This is a genomic window from Arthrobacter sp. B2060 (genome assembly GCF_059090445.1).
Genome location: NZ_JBNHFR010000013.1, coordinates 1 through 15,763, shown reverse-complemented (window position 1 = coordinate 15,763; position 15,763 = coordinate 1). Strand labels below are relative to the sequence as shown.

Here is a 15,763-nt window from a genome sequence, read left to right as displayed (position 1 = left end):
GGCAGCACAGTATGCACCCGCCGGCACTGCCGGGGCACAACAGATCCGGAAGGGTTACCAGTGATTACCGCCTTCGTCCTGATTAAGACAGACGCCTCGCGAATCCCCGAAACTGCCGAGGAAATTTCCGCCATCCAGGGCATTAGCGAGGTCTACTCGGTTACCGGAGAATGGGACCTCATTGCGGTGGCCCGGGTATCACAGCACGAGGAACTTGCGGATGTCATCGCGGACAGGCTGTCAAAGGTCCCGACCGTGGTCCACACCACTACCCACATCGCCTTCCGCGCATACTCGCAGCACGACCTTGACGCCGCGTTTGCGCTGGGCTTCGAGGAGTAGCAGCGGTCATCCGCCCACGAGTATCAGCTGACCTGTTGTTTGACCGGGATGCCGTTGGCGCCCGATCCTGCCTTCCCGAGGCTCCAGTAGGCCCTTAGCTCGGATCGTTTGGGGTCGATGCCCAGATGCTGTACGAGGTGGCTGCGAAGGTTCTTGACCGTGCTGGCTTCCGCTGCCACCCAGGCATACAGCTCCTCCGAAGCCGCACCGGCCGCATACGAACGCCGGATGGCGTCACACAGCAATTGGCCACGGGGTGCTTTCGTCGGGTTCCGGGCCAGCCAGGTGACCACTACTCCGGATTCGGACCTGAGATCCTGGAAGTCGCTGTCATCGGGCACCTCCAGGAAGGCCCGGCCGGTGGCGGCAACGGGCAAAGCTTCGAGGATTGAGCTGACCGCCGGGACCGCCGTTTCGTCCCCGGCGAGAAGAACCTGGCGTGCGCCCTGGGGATCCCACCTGATGCCTGTCGCGGCGGTCGGGGCCGTTCTGCTGCTGAGCGCATCGGGGCCGACCAAGACAGCAGTGCTTCCGGGTTCGGCAGCCCGCGCCCAGTCAGACGCCGGGGCGGAACTCCCGTCGCAGAGGGGGTGGGACGCGGCATGAACGACGAAATCGACATCGAGTTCCTGCCCATCCGGGGCGGCACGGAGTGCCCGCACGGTGTAGCTGCGCAGCCAGCCGCGCTCGGGCTGGGCGATGCGGAGCCAGTCCTGGTACCACCCCTCCTGCAGTTGGCCGTCAGAGGAGCCCGGCCTTGACAATGCGTGTCCCGGAACAGGCAGGAGCAGTTTGATCCTCAGGTCCAGCGTCGGGCCCGGGACTCCAAACCTCTCCAGACCAGGACCGCCGAAGGTGATTCGGCGGACATGGGGGCTCAGCTGCCGGACGCGGCGGACGACGACGTCAAAAACCCGCAGCGGGCAGGTGCTGGATCCGGGGCTGCTCATTTTCCTCTTCCTTTGTTTCCGCTTGGATCAAGACCAAAGCAGTGGCCGGCAGCATGCCGAGCAGCTAATGCTGCCTCAGCTGCTGCCGGCCACCGCTTTCGGTCGGGCTACGGCAGGTGGGGATCCACTCCATAGTGCTTGGCCAGGTCCGTGATGACGGCATGGGCGCCCTGGATGCTCACGGAGGCGAGGAACGTTGCGTCGTCGACGGCGACGACATCGCCTTTCAGCTTCTTCCACAGCGGGTTGGACTGGAACTTCTCCTGCTGGGCCCGGGCCGTGTCGCCCTCCGGGCCGGGAGGCGTGAATGCACTCACCATGACGAGGCCGGCGTCGCCCTGGAGGATCTGCTCGGACGAAAGCGGGACAAAGATTTCCTCGGTGCTGTCCGGAGCGGTCTTGGGGCGCGGGATGCGCATGTCCGCCATGATCTCGCCAATGAACGAGTTGGACGAGTACAGCCGGGCCGTGTCTCCGCCGGTGAAGCGGACGAGCGAGTACGTCGCGTCCGGCTTCTTCTTCAGGATCTCCGCGCCCACCTTCTGGGCCCTGTCCTCGTAGGCCTTGACAAACTCTTCGGCTTTCGCCTTCTTACCGAGCGCCTCGCCCAGGAAGACGACGTTTTCCTTCCAGGTCGGACCGGTGCTGACGGAGAAGATGGTGGGCGCGATCTTGGACAACTGCGGGTAGAGGGCCTCGTGGCGGACCTTGGCCGAAACGATGAGGTCCGGCTGCAGCTCCAGGATCTTTTCCAGGTTCGGCTCGGCCATGGTGCCCACGTTCACTGCGTCCTTGGTGGCGTCCGCGACGTCGCCGAGGTAGGGCGAGAAGGGTGCTTTCGGGTCCTGGCGGTACTGCACGTAGCCGACCAGGTCAGCGCCCAGCAGCAGAGCAGCGTCGATGTAGCTGGGATCCAGCGCCACGACGCGCTTGGGTGCCGCTTCGATCGTGGTCTTGCCCATGGTGTGTTCCATGGTCAGTGGATAACCGGCAGACTGCGCGGCCGCCGCCTGTGTGGCGTCCGACCCCGCGGGTCCGCTGGTGGCGGCCGAGGTGCCGCAGGCCGCGGTGGCGAGCAGAGCCATGCCGGCGGCCGCCGCGCTGAAGTTCTTGAGGATGCGTGTTTTCACTGTTTCGCTTTCAAACGATGTGACGGGGGGTTCGACTTATTAGGCAAGGCTTACCTGTGTGTCTGCCGTAGACTGTAGCAGCCCTGCGGGAAATAGATTACAAAGACATGACTTAATGGAAGGACCGAGTGAAAACACTGGATCCGACCGACGCTTTGGCGGAGCCGGAGCGGACGGAAGCATCCCGGCGCGGACGGCGCCCGGGCAGATCAGCTGTGCGCTGGCTGGCCGCATCCCTGGCGGCGATGATTGCGGCGGCCGTCCTGAGCATTTGCATAGGCGGGCAGCCGTCGTCGCTACCGGAGGTCTGGCACGCACTGTTCACCCCGGACGGCACCATCATGGATGTGACCGTGCGCGAGCTTCGCTGGCCGCGCACCGTCCTGGCTGTCTGTGCAGGAATCTGCCTGGGACTGGCCGGTACCCTGATCCAGGGACACACGCGGAATCCCGTTGCTGACCCCGGACTTTTGGGCATCAACCAGGGGGCGGCCTTGGCCATCGTTACCGCGACGGCGCTCGCCGGTGAGGCACCCGCGCTGGTACAGGCCCTGCTGGCCTTCGCCGGAGCACTGGCCGCCAGCGTCCTGGTTTTTGCCGTTGGTTCTGCCGCCCGCCACGGCGCCACCCCCGTGACCCTGGTCCTGGCCGGGGCAGCGGTGACGGCGCTGTGTTCCGGGCTGGTGGCCGGCATCGTCCTGCTCAATGACCAGGCGCTCGACACTCTCCGGTTCTGGCAGGTCGGATCGCTGGCCGGGCACAGTGATGTGCTCACGGTGATCTGGCCGTTCATCTGCGCCGGCGCCATTCTGGCCGTGCTGAACATCCGGCCCCTGAACGCGCTGGCTCTGGGGTCAGATGCGGCTGTTTCGCTGGGGATTTCCGTATTCAGGGCACGCGCCGCCGGAATCGCGGCAATCACTCTGCTGGCCGGTTCAGCGGTCACGATGGCAGGGCCGATTGCCTTTGCGGGGCTGCTGGTCCCCCACATCACCCGCACCCTGACCGGACCCGACTACCGCTGGCTGATACCGCTGTCCGCCGTGACGGGAGCGACGCTGCTGCTCTTGGCCGACACCGCGGGACGCGTCATAGCCCGTCCCGGCGAACTTTCCGTCGGTGTGGTCCTCGCCGTCGTCGGAGCCCCCTTCTTCGTCCATTTGGCGCGCCGCCGCAGGCTGGCAACGCTATGACGGTCATTGAAAGCGGCCGGCGGACCGGCGCCGCCACAATCCGCGCGCTGCGCGTGGGGCCGGTGTCCGTTCGCGTCAATCTCCGCCTGCTGCTGGTGGGTGCCTTGCTGGCCGCAGTGCTGGTTGCCGCGATGGCGTTGCATGTTGCCTTCGGGGGGACACCCCTGCCATATCCGGATGTTCTCCGGGCGCTCTTCGGTGACGTCTCCAGCCCCCGGACACACCTGGCTGTCACGGAGTTCCGCGCACCACGCATGGTGGCAGCCGTCCTGGTCGGCGCCTCCCTGGCCGCGGCCGGGGCCATCACCCAGACGGTGGCCCGCAATCCCCTGGCCAGCCCGGACCTGCTGGGGGTGACGGCAGGAGCGTCACTCGGCGCGGTGGCAGTCCTGGTGATCGCGGGCGGAGGACATGCAGGGCTCAGCGGGCTCGCCGCCACCGTGGGAATGCCTGCCGCGGCGTTCGCTGCCGGCATTGTCAGCGGTGTAGCGGTCTACGTGCTTTCCTACCGCAGGGGTTTGGACAGCTATCGGCTCGTCCTCGCCGGGCTCGGCATTTCCGGCCTTGCCGCGAGCCTCACCACCTGGATCCTGACTCTGGGCGACGTCACCAGCGCGGCACAGGCCCTGACCTGGATGACCGGCTCGCTCAACGGCAAGGACTGGACGACCGTCCAGCCGATGGCATTCAGCTCCGCGGTGCTCATCGCCGCTGCAGTCCTCAGTGGCCGGTGGCTGCTGCTGACCGGATTCGGCGAGGACACCGCCGTCGGGCTCGGCACCCGCATCGGGGCCGTGCGGCTGACCGTGCTGACCATTGCGGTGCTGTTGGCGTCCGTTGCCACGGTGACGGCGGGTCCGGTGGCCTTCGTTGCCCTGGCCAGCCCCCAGATCGCCCGGTCCCTGACCTCCGGCGTTGTTCCCCCGGTCGGGGTCTCAGCCTTGGTGGGTGCGGTGTTCGTCCTTTTGGCGGACACGGTTTCGGCCAACGCCCTCAGCGTTCCTTTGCCCGTCGGCGTCGCCACCGCCGTTCTGGGCGCACCGTTCCTGATCCACCTGCTCCTGAAGTACCAGCGGAGGCTGAGTTGAACATCGCCACACAGCGGCATGAAGGGCTGCGGACTGAAAACCTCAGCCTGGGCTACGACGGTCCCAACATCATCCATGACTTGTCCCTGACAGTCCCGAATGGACGGATCACATCCATCATCGGGCCCAACGGATGCGGCAAATCGACGCTCCTCCGCGGCCTTGGCAGGCTCATTGCGCCACGATCAGGCGAAGTGCTCCTGGACGGCGCGGCGCTGGGCAGCCGGTCCACGCGCCACATCGCCACGAGAATCAGCATCCTGCCGCAAACGCCCACGGCGCCTTCGGGGCTGACCGTGGCAGACCTGGTCTCCCGCGGCAGGCATCCGCGGCAAAAGTGGTACCAGCAGTTCTCGCCCGAAGACCAGTCGGTTGTTGACGAGGCGCTCCGCGCCACCGACATCGCGGAACTGGCCGACACTCCGCTCGAGGATCTGTCCGGAGGCCAGCGGCAACGGGCATGGATCTCCATGACCCTGGCCCAGGAAACCGGGATACTCCTCCTCGACGAGCCCACGACCTACCTGGACCTCGCCCACCAAGTGGACGTCCTGGAACTTGTGCGCCGCTTGAACCGCCGCCACGACAGGACGGTGGTCATGGTGCTTCACGACATCTCGCTGGCAGCCCGCTACTCGGACCACATTGTCGCCATGAAGGACGGCCGCATCGTGGCACAGGGAACGCCCGCAGAAGTGGTGACGCCGGAACTGCTGCGGGAGGTTTTTGGCCTGGAGGCCCAGGTGGTGAGGGAACCGACCGACGGGCGTCCGCACGTCATTCCCATCGGGCAGCCTTCAACCGCCCCGTCGGTGGTGCGCAGTTAGCTGTTCGAAAATAAGAGTGCTGGAATAACTCAGCCTCACCCTTGCGTGAGGCTGACCCACTTGTCCAGGACTGCGGCTGCCGCCCCCGAGTCGATGGACTCAGCGGCGCGGGCCAGCGCCTTCCCCATGCGCTCGGTCAGGGGGCCTTCGGCGTCCATGTCATACGCCACCAGTCCGGCGGCCGCATTAAGCAGGACAGCATCGCGTGCCGGTCCGGCGTTGCCGGCCAGCACTTGGCGGACGACGGCGGCGTTCGCCTGGGCGTCTCCGCCGCGGAGTTCCTCTACGGTTGCGTGACGGATCCCGAGCTCTGCCGGCGAAAACTGCTGTTCGGTGACCCCGCCGTCGCGGATCTCCCAAACAGTCGACGGGCCGGTGGTGGTCAGTTCGTCCAGGCCGTCGCTTCCGCGGAAGACGAGTCCGCGGCTGCCGCGCTTGGCCAGCACGCCGGCCACCAGCGGCGCCATCCGGGCGTTGGCTACACCGACGGCCGAGGCCTGGACCCTTGCCGGGTTGGTGAGCGGACCGAGGAAATTGAATGCCGTGGGTATCGCCAGCTCCCGGCGCGGCACAGCGGTATGGCGGAACGACGGATGGAACACCTGGGCGAAGCAGAACGTGATGCCTGCCTCTTCGGCGTTTCGTGCAACGTCAGCAATGGAGAGATCCAGCCGGACGCCCAACGCTTCGAGCACATCGGCCGAACCGGACGACGACGATGCGGCGCGGTTGCCGTGCTTCACCACTTTGGCACCGGCACCGGCACAGACGAGCGCGGCCATGGTGGAGATGTTAACGGTGTTCAGCTGGTCGCCGCCCGTGCCCACGATGTCGAGCTTCTCGCCAGAGATGTTGATGGGGTTGGCATGGGCAACCATGGCATCGACAAGGCCTGCGATCTCGTCCACGGTCTCGCCCTTGGCGCGCAGCGCCACAAGGAATCCGGCGATCTGGGCAGGGGTGGCCTCACCCGACATGATGGTCCCCATGGCCCAGCGCGTGCTCTCTGCCGTCAGGTCCTTACCGTCAATCAGCGTGGAGATGAGCCGCGGCCAGGTGTTACCTGCCGCCTGTGCCGATACCTGTGAAGTCACCACCCGATGCTATCGAGGTGGGGCTTCGGATGACCAATGTGAACCCCCCAGGGAACTTTTCCGCGCGATTTCGCGTCTTTGTAGAAAAAGTCCCCCGAAAAGGCGGTTTGCGTTGGGCAGGACGGAGTTTTATAGACATAATGTCTATGTGACATCTGCGACCCATGCCCCCAGTACCCCGGCGCACCCCACGCTGAACCGCCCCAATATGGTTTCCGTTGGAACCGTAGTCTGGCTGTCCAGCGAGTTGATGTTCTTCGCCGGCCTCTTCGCCATGTACTTCACCCTCCGCTCCACTTCCGGAGAGATGTGGGCTGAAGAGACGGCCAAGCTCAACTTCCCCTTTGCGCTCGTTAACACGATCGTCCTCGTGGCAAGTTCCTTTACTTGCCAGATGGGCGTCTTCGCCGCAGAGCGGCTCCAGCCGCGACGCAGCGGCGGTCCCCTGCAGTTCACCCGCTGGGGCATGAACGAGTGGTTCACCCTGACGTTCCTCATGGGCGCGTTCTTCGTGGCCGGCCAGTCCACCGAGTACGCCATGCTCGTCTCCGAGCACGTGACGCTGTCGTCCAACGCCTACGGTTCGGCGTTCTACATGACCACCGGCTTCCACGGCCTGCACGTTCTCGGCGGTCTGGTCGCGTTCCTCCTCATCATGGGCCGCTCCTTCGCCGCTAAGAAGTTCGGTCACTTCGAGGCAACCTCGGCGATTGTCACCTCCTACTACTGGCACTTCGTGGACGTCGTCTGGATTGGCCTCTTCCTGGTCATCTATGTCCTCATGTAACCAAGACTTCCCTCTTGTCCCCCAAGAGACTGAAATTCAAGAAGCGGCTCCCGGAGCCGACGCACGATCAAATAAAGGAACCACCACGTGAAGGCACTCTCGCAGAAGCGACGTCACCCACTGGCAGCAATAGCCCTGCTGTTGATGGGCCTCCTCCTCACTGGTGGGCTGTATGCCGTTGCCACCACCGTCAACGAGGCGAAGGCCAGCACCACCAACTTCAGCGCCAGTGATGTCGAGGAAGGCGAAAAGCTCTTCGAAGCGAACTGCGCCACCTGCCACGGCATGGGTGCCGGCGGTACGCAGGACGGTCCGTCCCTGGTAGGCGTCGGCGCCGCTGCCGTCGACTTCCAGGTCGGCACCGGCCGCATGCCCATGCAGATGAACGGCCCCCAGGCCTACGAGAAGCCTGCCCAGTTCAACGAACAGCAGACCCACCAGCTGTCCGCCTACGTCGCCTCCCTGGGCGCCGGCCCCGCCATCCCGGAAGCCGGCGTTCTCGATGAACAGGGCGACGCCGCCAAGGGCGGCGAGCTGTTCCGCGTCAACTGCGCCATGTGCCACAACGCTGCGGCAGCAGGCGGCGCCCTGACCCGTGGCAAGTTCGCTCCGGCCCTGGCCGACACGTCGGGCAAGCACATCTACGAGGCGATGGTGACCGGTCCGCAGAACATGCCGGTCTTCAGTGACTCCAACATCACCCCCGAAGACAAGCGGGACATCATCACGTTCCTGAAGCAGATTGAGACCACGGGCTCCCCCGGAGGCGCCGACCTTGGAGCCCTCGGCCCGGTATCCGAAGGCCTTTTTGTCTGGATTGCAGGCCTGGGCGTCATCATTGCCTTCACCATCTGGCTGACGTCCCGCACGTCCTAGCACGCGCAGGACATTCCAAATAAACGTCCTGCTGACCGTTCAGCGGGTTTGAAATTGAACACTAACTCGGCACCGCCGAGACGAGAGAAGGATGAGGCGAATCATGGGCAACCATAGTGACGGCAGTCCGATCCACTCGGGCACCGTAGCTACGGCTGGTCAGAATGAGGTGGAGAAGTTCCAGGATCCTGGAATTCCTCCGCATCGTTTGCGCCTGGCTGACACGGACCCGAAGGCCGCAAAGCGAGCAGAACGGCAGGTAGCCGTACTCTTCGGCTCGTCGGTCGTTGGCACCGTGATCTTCCTGGTGGCGTATTTCGCCATCGACCTGGGCGATGACTCCACGATCGCCACCATCAGGCTGCAGAACATGTTGCTTGGGATCGGCACAGCCTTTGCCATGCTTGGCATCGGCACGGGCATCGTGCACTGGGCCAAGGCCCTCATGCCGGACCACGAGGTCTCCGAGGAACGCCACGCCATCCGCGAAGAGGATGACCGCGCGGCAGCAGTCCGGATCGTCGACGACATCGTCGAGGAAACCGGAATCAAGCGCCGTCCCCTCATTCGCAACACCCTGCTCGGTGCTGTGGCATTTGCCCCGCTCCCCGCCCTTGCCGTCTTCGGCGACCTTGGTCCCCGCCCCGATGACAAGCTGGCCCACACGCTCTGGGCACCGGAGGGTGACAAGCTCAAGCGCCTGGCGCGTGACCCCGACGGCACGCCCATCAAGGCGTCGGATGTCACTATCGGCTCCGCCTTCCACGTCATCCCGGAAGGCCTCAACGACCTCCACGAAGGCAAGCTGAACGAGAAGGCGAAGGCCGTCGTGCTGCTCATGCGCCTCGACCCGGCGAAGCTCAACCCTTCTCCCGGCCGCGAAAACTGGGGTTACAACGGCATCGTCGCCTACTCCAAAATCTGCACCCACGTTGGTTGCCCTGTCGCCCTCTATGAGCAGCAGACGCACCACCTGCTGTGCCCGTGCCACCAGTCAACCTTCGACCTGACAAAGGAATGCAAGGTTATCTTCGGCCCCGCCAGCCGCCCTCTCCCCCAGCTGCCCATCGCGGTTGATGACGAGGGCTACCTGGTCGCTACCAGCGACTTCAAAGAACCCGTCGGACCAAGTTACTGGGAGCGTGATCAGCATGAGCGCAGCATCAACAGCTAAAGCCCCCGCTTATGTAGCCAACACCAAAGTCGGACGCGTTACCGACTTCGTCGATGCACGCGTCGGCGGATCCGGTATTCTCCGCGAATTCGGCCGCAAGGTGTTCCCGGACCACTGGTCCTTCATGTTCGGCGAAGTGGCGTTGTACTCCTTCGTCATCCTCCTGCTCTCCGGAACGTTCCTCACGTTCTTCTTCGACCCGTCCATGGCGGAAACGCACTACAACGGCTCGTACACACCGCTGAAGAACGTTGAAATGTCGGTGGCGTACAGCTCCTCGCTGGACATCTCCTTCGATGTCCGCGGCGGGCTGTTCATGCGCCAGGTGCACCACTGGGCGGCCCTGCTGTTCGTGGCGTCCGTCGCCGTGCACATGCTTCGCGTGTTCTTCACCGGCGCCTTCCGCAAGCCCCGTGAACTGAACTGGGTGGTGGGCGGCGTTCTGCTCATCCTGGCCATGGCTGCCGGCTTCACCGGCTACTCGCTCCCCGACGACCTGCTGTCCGGTAACGGTCTGCGCATCATCGACGGCGTGATCAAGTCCATTCCGGTACTCGGTACGTACATCTCCTTCTTCCTTTTCGGCGGGGAGTTCCCCGGCACGTTGATCATCGGCCGCCTGTACGTGCTCCACATCCTGCTGGTCCCGGCACTGATCCTCCTGATGATCGTCCTGCACCTCTTCATGGTGGTGGTGCACAAGCACACCCAGTACCCCGGGCCGGGGCGCAACGACCACAACGTCGTCGGCTACCCGCTTGGTCCGGTCTACGCTGCCAAGGCCGGTGGATTCTTCTTCATCGTCTTCGGTGTCATCGCTCTGATGGCAGGCTTCTTCACCATCAACCCGATTTGGAACTACGGGCCTTACGACCCTTCCCCGGTTTCCGCAGGCACGCAGCCTGACTGGTACATCGGCTGGGTTGACGGTGCGCTTCGCCTCATGCCCGGTGTCATTGGCGATTTCCACTTCGAGTACGTCATCTTCGGTTACGTGCTGACGCTTAACGTCCTGCTTCCGGCCCTGGTGCCGGCTGGCATCGTCTTCACCGTTCTGTTCATGTACCCGTGGATCGAGCGCTGGATCACAAAGGACGACCGCGAACACCACGTTCTCGACCGTCCGCGCAACGCTCCTACCCGAACCGCGATCGGCATGGCAGGGTTCACGTTCTACTGCGTCATGTGGGCGGCAGCCAGCTCCGACCTCATCGCAACCCACTTCATGGTTTCGCTGAACGACGTCACGTACTGGCTGCGGGCGCTGTTCTTCGTCGGCCCGATCATCGCGTTCGTCGTAACGAAGCGCGTCGCCTTGGCCCTGCAGCGGAAGGACCGTGAGATCGCCCTCCACGGCCGTGAAACCGGCCGCATCGTGCGCCTCCCGCACGGTGAATTCATCGAGGTGCACGCTCCGCTGGACGAGTACAAGCGGTACAAGCTCGTGGGCTTCGAGTCTCCCGTTCCGCTGCCGGCCGAACCGAACGAACACGGTGTGGTGACCCGCAAGGAAAAGCGCCGCGCGGCGCTCTCCCGCTGGTTCTTCGAGGACAGGGTTGCCCCGGCAACCCCGGCCGAGCTGGAAGCCAGCCACGGCCACCACGAGGCTGTCGAAGCAGGCGCCGGGCAGAAGACCCTCAGCCACTAGGAACAGCCAACGCGGCTAGCACTGCAGAAATGCCCGGTCCCTTGGGACCGGGCATTTCTGCGTCCATGACTGGGGCACAGGCGCCCCACGCGGGGAGGGGCCGGCCGGCGGCCTTCCGGCGCCTCAGCCGGCTCCTGGCTACTGGTTCCGGTACCCGGAGGCGTGATTGCGCGTGGGCCGTACGCCAGGGCGCTGCAGAGGCACCCAGAGCTTGTAGCGGTCGGCACGGTAGAAGGACACGGAATAGTCCACCATCGCGCGTGCAACGAAGGCGTGCCGCTGGATCTTCAGCAGCGGCGCACCGATTTCAACATTCAGCAGCCGTGCGGTGGAGGGCGAAGCGGCGGTGGCTTCGATCATGTCCTCCCCCCATTCCATCACCAGGCCAAACTGCTCGCTCAGGACGTTGTAGAGCGAGGTTGGAGGCTCGCCGTCCAGCAGCCCTGGTACACGATGGGCCGGAATGAAGTTCTCGTCCACGCTCATCGGCTCATTATCGGCCAGCAGCAGGCGCCGGAAACGCACCAGGGGCGTTCCCTCCTCCAGCTGGAGTTCTCGCGCGAGAAAGGCACTGGCGGCTATCTGTTCGAAGCTGAGCACCCTGGCCGCCGGAACCATGCCGCGGCGCTGCATTTCCTCGCTGTACGAGGTGAGTTTCACCTGCAAATCGAGCTTGGGCTTGCGGACGAACGTACCCAGGCCCACCACGCGCTCAATGACCTCTTCACCCACCAGGGCATCAATGGCCTGGCGGACGGTCATGCGGGCGAGTCCGAACCTTTCGGCCAGGTCCCGTTCCGACGGAAGCCCCGAACCCGGCGGACAGGACGTCGCAATGTATGTCCGAAGGATTTCCCTCAGCTGAACATAGATGGGGACGCCCGACTTCCGGTCGATCTCACCAACGATGCCCGCAGCGCTAGCGGCCATGTCGGCTGGTCCTGAAAGTCATATTCACACTTCAAGAATATGCCACTTCCCTGCGAGGTCTAGACCAGCCTCCGGCGAACGGTTGGGCTGTTCCACAGCGATATTCTTAAGGGCGAACGATAAAGACGACGGCGTCATTCCGTCCAAATAGAGGAGTCCAGTTGCCAGTTCGCAAGGCAATCGTTTCAGCAGCCATAGGGCTGCATGCCCGCCCAGCGGCGGTTTTCGTCCGTGCCGTCACGGACACAGGTTTGCCGGTGACCATCAGGAAGGACGGCATAGACGCCGTTGACGCCAGGTCCCTGCTGGAGGTGATGACCGCCGACTTCATCTGCGGCTGCGAAGTGGAACTGGGAATCACGGAATCCGCTCTGCCGGCAGGCCGCAGCATCACCGAGGCCGAAGCCGCGTTGACCGGCCTGGCCGAGCTCTTGGAGTCGCAGGCATCCCGGGAGTCTCAGGCGACTGCCTAGCATGCCACCAACCAACGACGGCGGGCCCCACCAAAAAGGTGGGGCCCGCCGTCGTTAGCTGTCTGAGAGCCGGAAACCTACAGCCTAGTGGGCGTGATCGCCGCGGCTGTACTCGTAGACCCAGCCTACGAGGGTGATGATCGCCATGCCTGCGGCAATGAAGGTCATCCAGAACCCGATGGCGAGACCCAGGAAACCTGCCGCGCAGGTCAGACCGAGCATCAGGGGCCACCAGCTCCAGGGGCTGAAGTGCCCCTGCTCGCCGGCACCCTCGTGGATCTCGGCGTCATTGCGGTCCTCAGGGCGCATGCCGACGCGCTTGCCGGTGAACCCGAGGTAGGCGCCGATCATGCCCGCAAGGCCGCCGACGAGCAGGATGCCGAGGATGCCCACCCATTCAGACCAGTCGGTGAGGAACCCGTAAATCACCGAGACCGGTACGAAGAAGAAGACTCCGGCTCCAAAAATCCAAGATTCAATCTTCACTTCGCAGTGTCCTTCTGATCGGCGTTACCGAGTACCGATGCTGCCGGCGCCGGTGACTCAACGGTGTGTGACTGGGAGAGTTCAGGGTGGTGGAGGTCCAGAGCCGGGCGTTCCGAACGGATGCGCGGCAGGGACGTGAAGTTGTGGCGCGGCGGCGGGCAGGAAGTGGCCCACTCCAGCGAAGCGCCGAAGCCCCAAGGATCGTCCACCGTGACTTTTTCGCTGTTGCGGGCGGTGATGTAGACGTTCCACAGGAACGGGATCAGTGACGCGCCCAGCACGAAGGAGGAGATCGTGGAGAACTGGTTCATCCAAGTGAAGTTGTCCTCGATCATGTAGTCCGCGTAGCGGCGCGGCATGCCTTCAACACCCAGCCAGTGCTGGATCAGGAACGTGCCGTGGAAGCCCAGGAACAGGAGCCAGAAGTGGATCTTGCCGAGGCGCTCGTTGAGCATCTTGCCCGTCCACTTCGGCCACCAGAAGTAGAACCCGGCGAACATCGCGAACACCACGGTGCCGAACACCACGTAGTGGAAGTGCGCCACGACGAAGTAGGAGTCGGAGACGTGGAAGTCCAGCGGCGGGGAGGCCAGGATGATGCCGGTGAGGCCGCCGAACAGGAACGTGATGAGGAAGCCGATGCTCCACAGCATCGGGGTCTCGAACGTGATCGAGCCCCGCCACATGGTGCCGATCCAGTTGAAGAACTTCACGCCGGTGGGCACTGCGATGAGCATGGTCATGAATGCGAAGAACGGCAGCAGCACCGAACCGGTCACGTACATGTGGTGCGCCCACACGGTGACCGACAGGGCGGCGATGGCGATCGTTGCGTACACCAGGCCCTTGTAGCCGAAGATCGGTTTGCGGCTGAAGACCGGGAAGATCTCGGACACGATGCCGAAGAACGGCAGCGCGATGATGTACACCTCGGGGTGGCCGAAGAACCAGAACAGGTGCTGCCACAGGACGGCGCCGCCATTTTCCGGGTCAAAGATGTGGGCTCCGAAGCGGCGGTCCGCGCCGAGCGCGAACAGTGCGGCAGCCAGCGGCGGGAACGCCATCAGGACCAGGATGGCCGTGACCAGCGTGTTCCAGGTGAAGATCGGCATGCGCCACATGGTCATGCCCGGGGCACGCATGCAGATGATGGTGGTGATGAAGTTCACAGCACCGAGGATGGTGCCGAAACCGGACAGCGCCAGGCCGAAGACCCACAGGTCACCACCGATGCCGGGGCTGAACGTCGTGTTGGACAGCGGCGCGTAGGCGAACCAGCCGAACGAGGCGGCACCCTGCGGGGTGATGAAGCCGGACACGGCAATGGTTGAACCGAAGAGGAAGAACCAGAAGGCCAGGGCGTTCAGTCGCGGGAAGGCGACGTCGGGGGCGCCGATCTGCAGCGGCATGATGACGTTCGCGAACCCGGCGAAGAGCGGGGTGGCGAACATCAGCAGCATGACCGTGCCGTGCATCGTGAACAGCTGGTTGTACTGTTCCTTGGTCTGCAGGATCTGCATGCCGGGCTCGAAAAGTTCGGCACGGATGAGCAGCGCCATCACGCCGCCAAGGCAGAAGAACACGAAGGACGCGATCAGGTACATGTACCCGATGGTCTTGTGGTCAGTGGACGTAATCCAGTTGACGACCACGCGCCCCTTGGATTTCGGTACTACGGGTGCTGCGGGAGATTCCAGAATCCCGGCGGATTGAGTGTAAGTAGCCACGTCGCTCCCCTTACTTCGTCTCGGTCAGGCTCGGGTTGCGGTCGTACTCTTCGCCGAGCAGGCCCGTGTTGCCGTCCTGGCGGAGCTGGTTCATGTGCGCCTGGAATTCGGACTCGGAAACAACCTTCACGCGGAAGAGCATTTCGGAGTGGTATTCACCGCAGAGCTCGGCGCACTTGCCGTCGTAGGTGCCTTCCTTGGTGGGCGTGAACCGGATGTAGTTGGTCTTTCCCGGGATCATGTCGCGCTTCTGCAGGAAGGCGGGAACCCAGAAGGAGTGGATGACGTCGCGGGAGTTCAGCTCCACGTCGACGGACTTGCCAACGGGCAGGTATAGCGTGGGGAGCTTCTCCTTGTCCACGGCTTCACCGGTCAGGTGTGCCTGGACGCCGGCTTCGTGGACATCCTCCTGGATGACCTCGCCCTTCTTGTAGTTGAAGTCCCAGGCCCACTGCTTGCCGCGGACGTCGACGACGACGTCGGCTGGCTGTGAGCGGTCATCGATGGCCTGCTGGTCGCGGTCGGTGAAGTAGAAGAACACCAGCACCATGAACAGCGGGATGGTCAGGTAGAAGACCTCGAGCGGCAAGTTGAAGCTGGTCTGCCGCGGGAATCCGACGGTTCCCTTGCGGCGCCGGTACGCGACGAGGCACCAGACGATCAAACCCCAGGTAATGATGCCCACCACGAGCGCGGCAATCCATGAGTTGACCCAGAGGTCCATGATGCGGTCGGTATTACTGGTGGTCCCCCGCTCAGTGGGCAGCCACCCCTTCTCTACCACTGGCGAACATCCAGTCAAAACCAACGCGCCGGCGATTGCCAAGCCAGTGATCGTAGTGATCGTTTTGCGTCGGCTGCCGGTTCGGTTCTGCGAACTCACAGACGGCCCTTCCTACTTGTTGCTGTTGCCAGGGCAGCCTATGGCGTCCCGGGCACACTAAAGGTTTTACTACTCGGTGTAGAGCTTACCGCTCCCCGCGCGTTTTCGCCCACATGTCGGCGTCAGTGTGGCGGCGCCGGTGATCACCGGCGCCG

General features: G+C 64.0%; 16 protein-coding genes. 9 read left to right on the top strand and 7 right to left on the bottom strand.

Annotated features, from left to right (window positions below):
- Positions 1-60 precede the first annotated feature (60 nt).
- Positions 61-342 carry an Lrp/AsnC family transcriptional regulator gene (locus AC5RUM_RS18895; protein WP_494036393.1) on the top strand — a complete coding sequence of 94 codons (282 nt, stop codon included), beginning with the start codon at positions 61-63 and terminating at the stop codon, positions 340-342.
- Between the two features lie 23 nt (positions 343-365).
- Here AC5RUM_RS18895 and AC5RUM_RS18890 read toward each other — a convergent pair whose 3' ends face one another.
- Positions 366-1,292 carry a siderophore-interacting protein gene (locus AC5RUM_RS18890; protein ID WP_494036392.1) on the bottom strand — a complete coding sequence of 309 codons (927 nt, stop codon included), beginning with the start codon at positions 1,290-1,292 and terminating at the stop codon, positions 366-368.
- Between the two features lie 107 nt (positions 1,293-1,399).
- Positions 1,400-2,422 (bottom strand): ABC transporter substrate-binding protein, encoded by a 1,023-nt coding sequence (locus AC5RUM_RS18885; RefSeq protein WP_494036391.1) that lies wholly within the window; start codon positions 2,420-2,422, stop codon positions 1,400-1,402.
- Positions 2,423-2,550: 128 nt separating this feature from the next.
- Between AC5RUM_RS18885 and AC5RUM_RS18880 the strand changes: the two genes are divergently transcribed.
- From AC5RUM_RS18880 to AC5RUM_RS18870, 3 genes are read left to right on the top strand one after another with little or no spacing between them, the layout of a single operon-like run.
- A complete protein-coding gene (locus tag AC5RUM_RS18880; RefSeq protein ID WP_494036390.1) occupies positions 2,551-3,615 on the top strand; it encodes a FecCD family ABC transporter permease in 1,065 nt (354 codons plus the stop codon).
- Positions 3,612-4,703: a FecCD family ABC transporter permease gene (locus AC5RUM_RS18875; RefSeq protein WP_494036389.1), complete on the top strand. Its 1,092-nt coding sequence runs from the start codon at positions 3,612-3,614 to the stop codon at positions 4,701-4,703. Before AC5RUM_RS18880 ends, AC5RUM_RS18875 begins: the two co-directional genes overlap by 4 nt.
- Positions 4,700-5,530: an ABC transporter ATP-binding protein gene (locus tag AC5RUM_RS18870; RefSeq protein ID WP_494036388.1), complete on the top strand. Its 831-nt coding sequence runs from the start codon at positions 4,700-4,702 to the stop codon at positions 5,528-5,530. The genes AC5RUM_RS18875 and AC5RUM_RS18870 overlap by 4 nt, the downstream gene beginning before the upstream one ends.
- Before the next feature lie 35 nt (positions 5,531-5,565).
- On the opposite strand, the gene trpD is transcribed toward AC5RUM_RS18870, so the two are convergent.
- Positions 5,566-6,624 carry an anthranilate phosphoribosyltransferase gene (trpD, locus tag AC5RUM_RS18865; protein ID WP_494036387.1) on the bottom strand — a complete coding sequence of 353 codons (1,059 nt, stop codon included), beginning with the start codon at positions 6,622-6,624 and terminating at the stop codon, positions 5,566-5,568.
- Positions 6,625-6,772: 148 nt separating this feature from the next.
- On the opposite strand from trpD, the gene ctaE reads away from it, so the two are divergent.
- From ctaE to qcrB, 4 genes are all read left to right on the top strand, one after another.
- Complete coding sequence (gene ctaE, locus AC5RUM_RS18860; RefSeq protein ID WP_494036386.1) at positions 6,773-7,411, top strand: aa3-type cytochrome oxidase subunit III; 639 nt, start codon at positions 6,773-6,775, stop codon at positions 7,409-7,411.
- Between the two features lie 87 nt (positions 7,412-7,498).
- Entirely contained in the window at positions 7,499-8,287 is a 789-nt protein-coding gene (gene qcrC, locus AC5RUM_RS18855; RefSeq protein ID WP_494036385.1) for a cytochrome bc1 complex diheme cytochrome c subunit, read from the top strand.
- A gap of 103 nt (positions 8,288-8,390) precedes the next feature.
- On the top strand, positions 8,391-9,461 hold the full coding sequence (gene qcrA / locus AC5RUM_RS18850) for a cytochrome bc1 complex Rieske iron-sulfur subunit (RefSeq protein ID WP_494036384.1): 1,071 nt from the start codon (positions 8,391-8,393) through the stop codon (positions 9,459-9,461).
- The gene (gene qcrB / locus AC5RUM_RS18845; protein WP_494036383.1) at positions 9,439-11,109 is read left to right on the top strand and encodes a cytochrome bc1 complex cytochrome b subunit; all 1,671 of its coding nucleotides are present in this window, start codon (positions 9,439-9,441) and stop codon (positions 11,107-11,109) included. The genes qcrA and qcrB overlap by 23 nt, the downstream gene beginning before the upstream one ends.
- Positions 11,110-11,247: 138 nt before the next feature.
- On the opposite strand, the gene AC5RUM_RS18840 is transcribed toward qcrB, so the two are convergent.
- Positions 11,248-12,039, bottom strand: coding sequence for a GntR family transcriptional regulator (locus tag AC5RUM_RS18840; RefSeq protein WP_494036382.1), 792 nt, complete (start codon positions 12,037-12,039; stop codon positions 11,248-11,250).
- A gap of 161 nt (positions 12,040-12,200) precedes the next feature.
- On the opposite strand from AC5RUM_RS18840, the gene AC5RUM_RS18835 reads away from it, so the two are divergent.
- Positions 12,201-12,512, top strand: coding sequence for an HPr family phosphocarrier protein (locus tag AC5RUM_RS18835; protein WP_494036381.1), 312 nt, complete (start codon positions 12,201-12,203; stop codon positions 12,510-12,512).
- An 84-nt stretch (positions 12,513-12,596) separates the two neighbouring features.
- Here the strand turns inward: AC5RUM_RS18835 and AC5RUM_RS18830 are convergent, their stop codons facing one another.
- Genes AC5RUM_RS18830 through ctaC form a run of 3 tightly spaced genes read right to left on the bottom strand, consistent with a single transcriptional unit; the run spans position 12,597 to position 15,608 of the window.
- Positions 12,597-12,998: a cytochrome c oxidase subunit 4 gene (locus tag AC5RUM_RS18830; protein ID WP_494036380.1), complete on the bottom strand. Its 402-nt coding sequence runs from the start codon at positions 12,996-12,998 to the stop codon at positions 12,597-12,599.
- The gene (gene ctaD / locus AC5RUM_RS18825; protein ID WP_494036379.1) at positions 12,995-14,725 is read right to left on the bottom strand and encodes an aa3-type cytochrome oxidase subunit I; all 1,731 of its coding nucleotides are present in this window, start codon (positions 14,723-14,725) and stop codon (positions 12,995-12,997) included. Before ctaD ends, AC5RUM_RS18830 begins: the two co-directional genes overlap by 4 nt.
- A gap of 10 nt (positions 14,726-14,735) precedes the next feature.
- Entirely contained in the window at positions 14,736-15,608 is an 873-nt protein-coding gene (gene ctaC / locus AC5RUM_RS18820) for an aa3-type cytochrome oxidase subunit II (protein WP_494036378.1), read from the bottom strand.
- Positions 15,609-15,763 lie beyond the last annotated feature (155 nt).

Excerpts from the sequence above, each read along its gene's own strand:
- AC5RUM_RS18890 (WP_494036392.1), bottom strand. The coding sequence starts at position 1,292 with ATGAGCAGCCCCGGATCCAGCACCTGCCCGCTGCGGGTTTTTGACGTC.
- AC5RUM_RS18875 (WP_494036389.1), top strand. The coding sequence starts at position 3,612 with ATGACGGTCATTGAAAGCGGCCGGCGGACCGGCGCCGCCACAATCCGC.
- qcrA (WP_494036384.1), top strand. The coding sequence starts at position 8,391 with ATGGGCAACCATAGTGACGGCAGTCCGATCCACTCGGGCACCGTAGCT.
- qcrB (WP_494036383.1), top strand. The coding sequence starts at position 9,439 with ATGAGCGCAGCATCAACAGCTAAAGCCCCCGCTTATGTAGCCAACACC.
- AC5RUM_RS18840 (WP_494036382.1), bottom strand. The coding sequence starts at position 12,039 with ATGGCCGCTAGCGCTGCGGGCATCGTTGGTGAGATCGACCGGAAGTCG.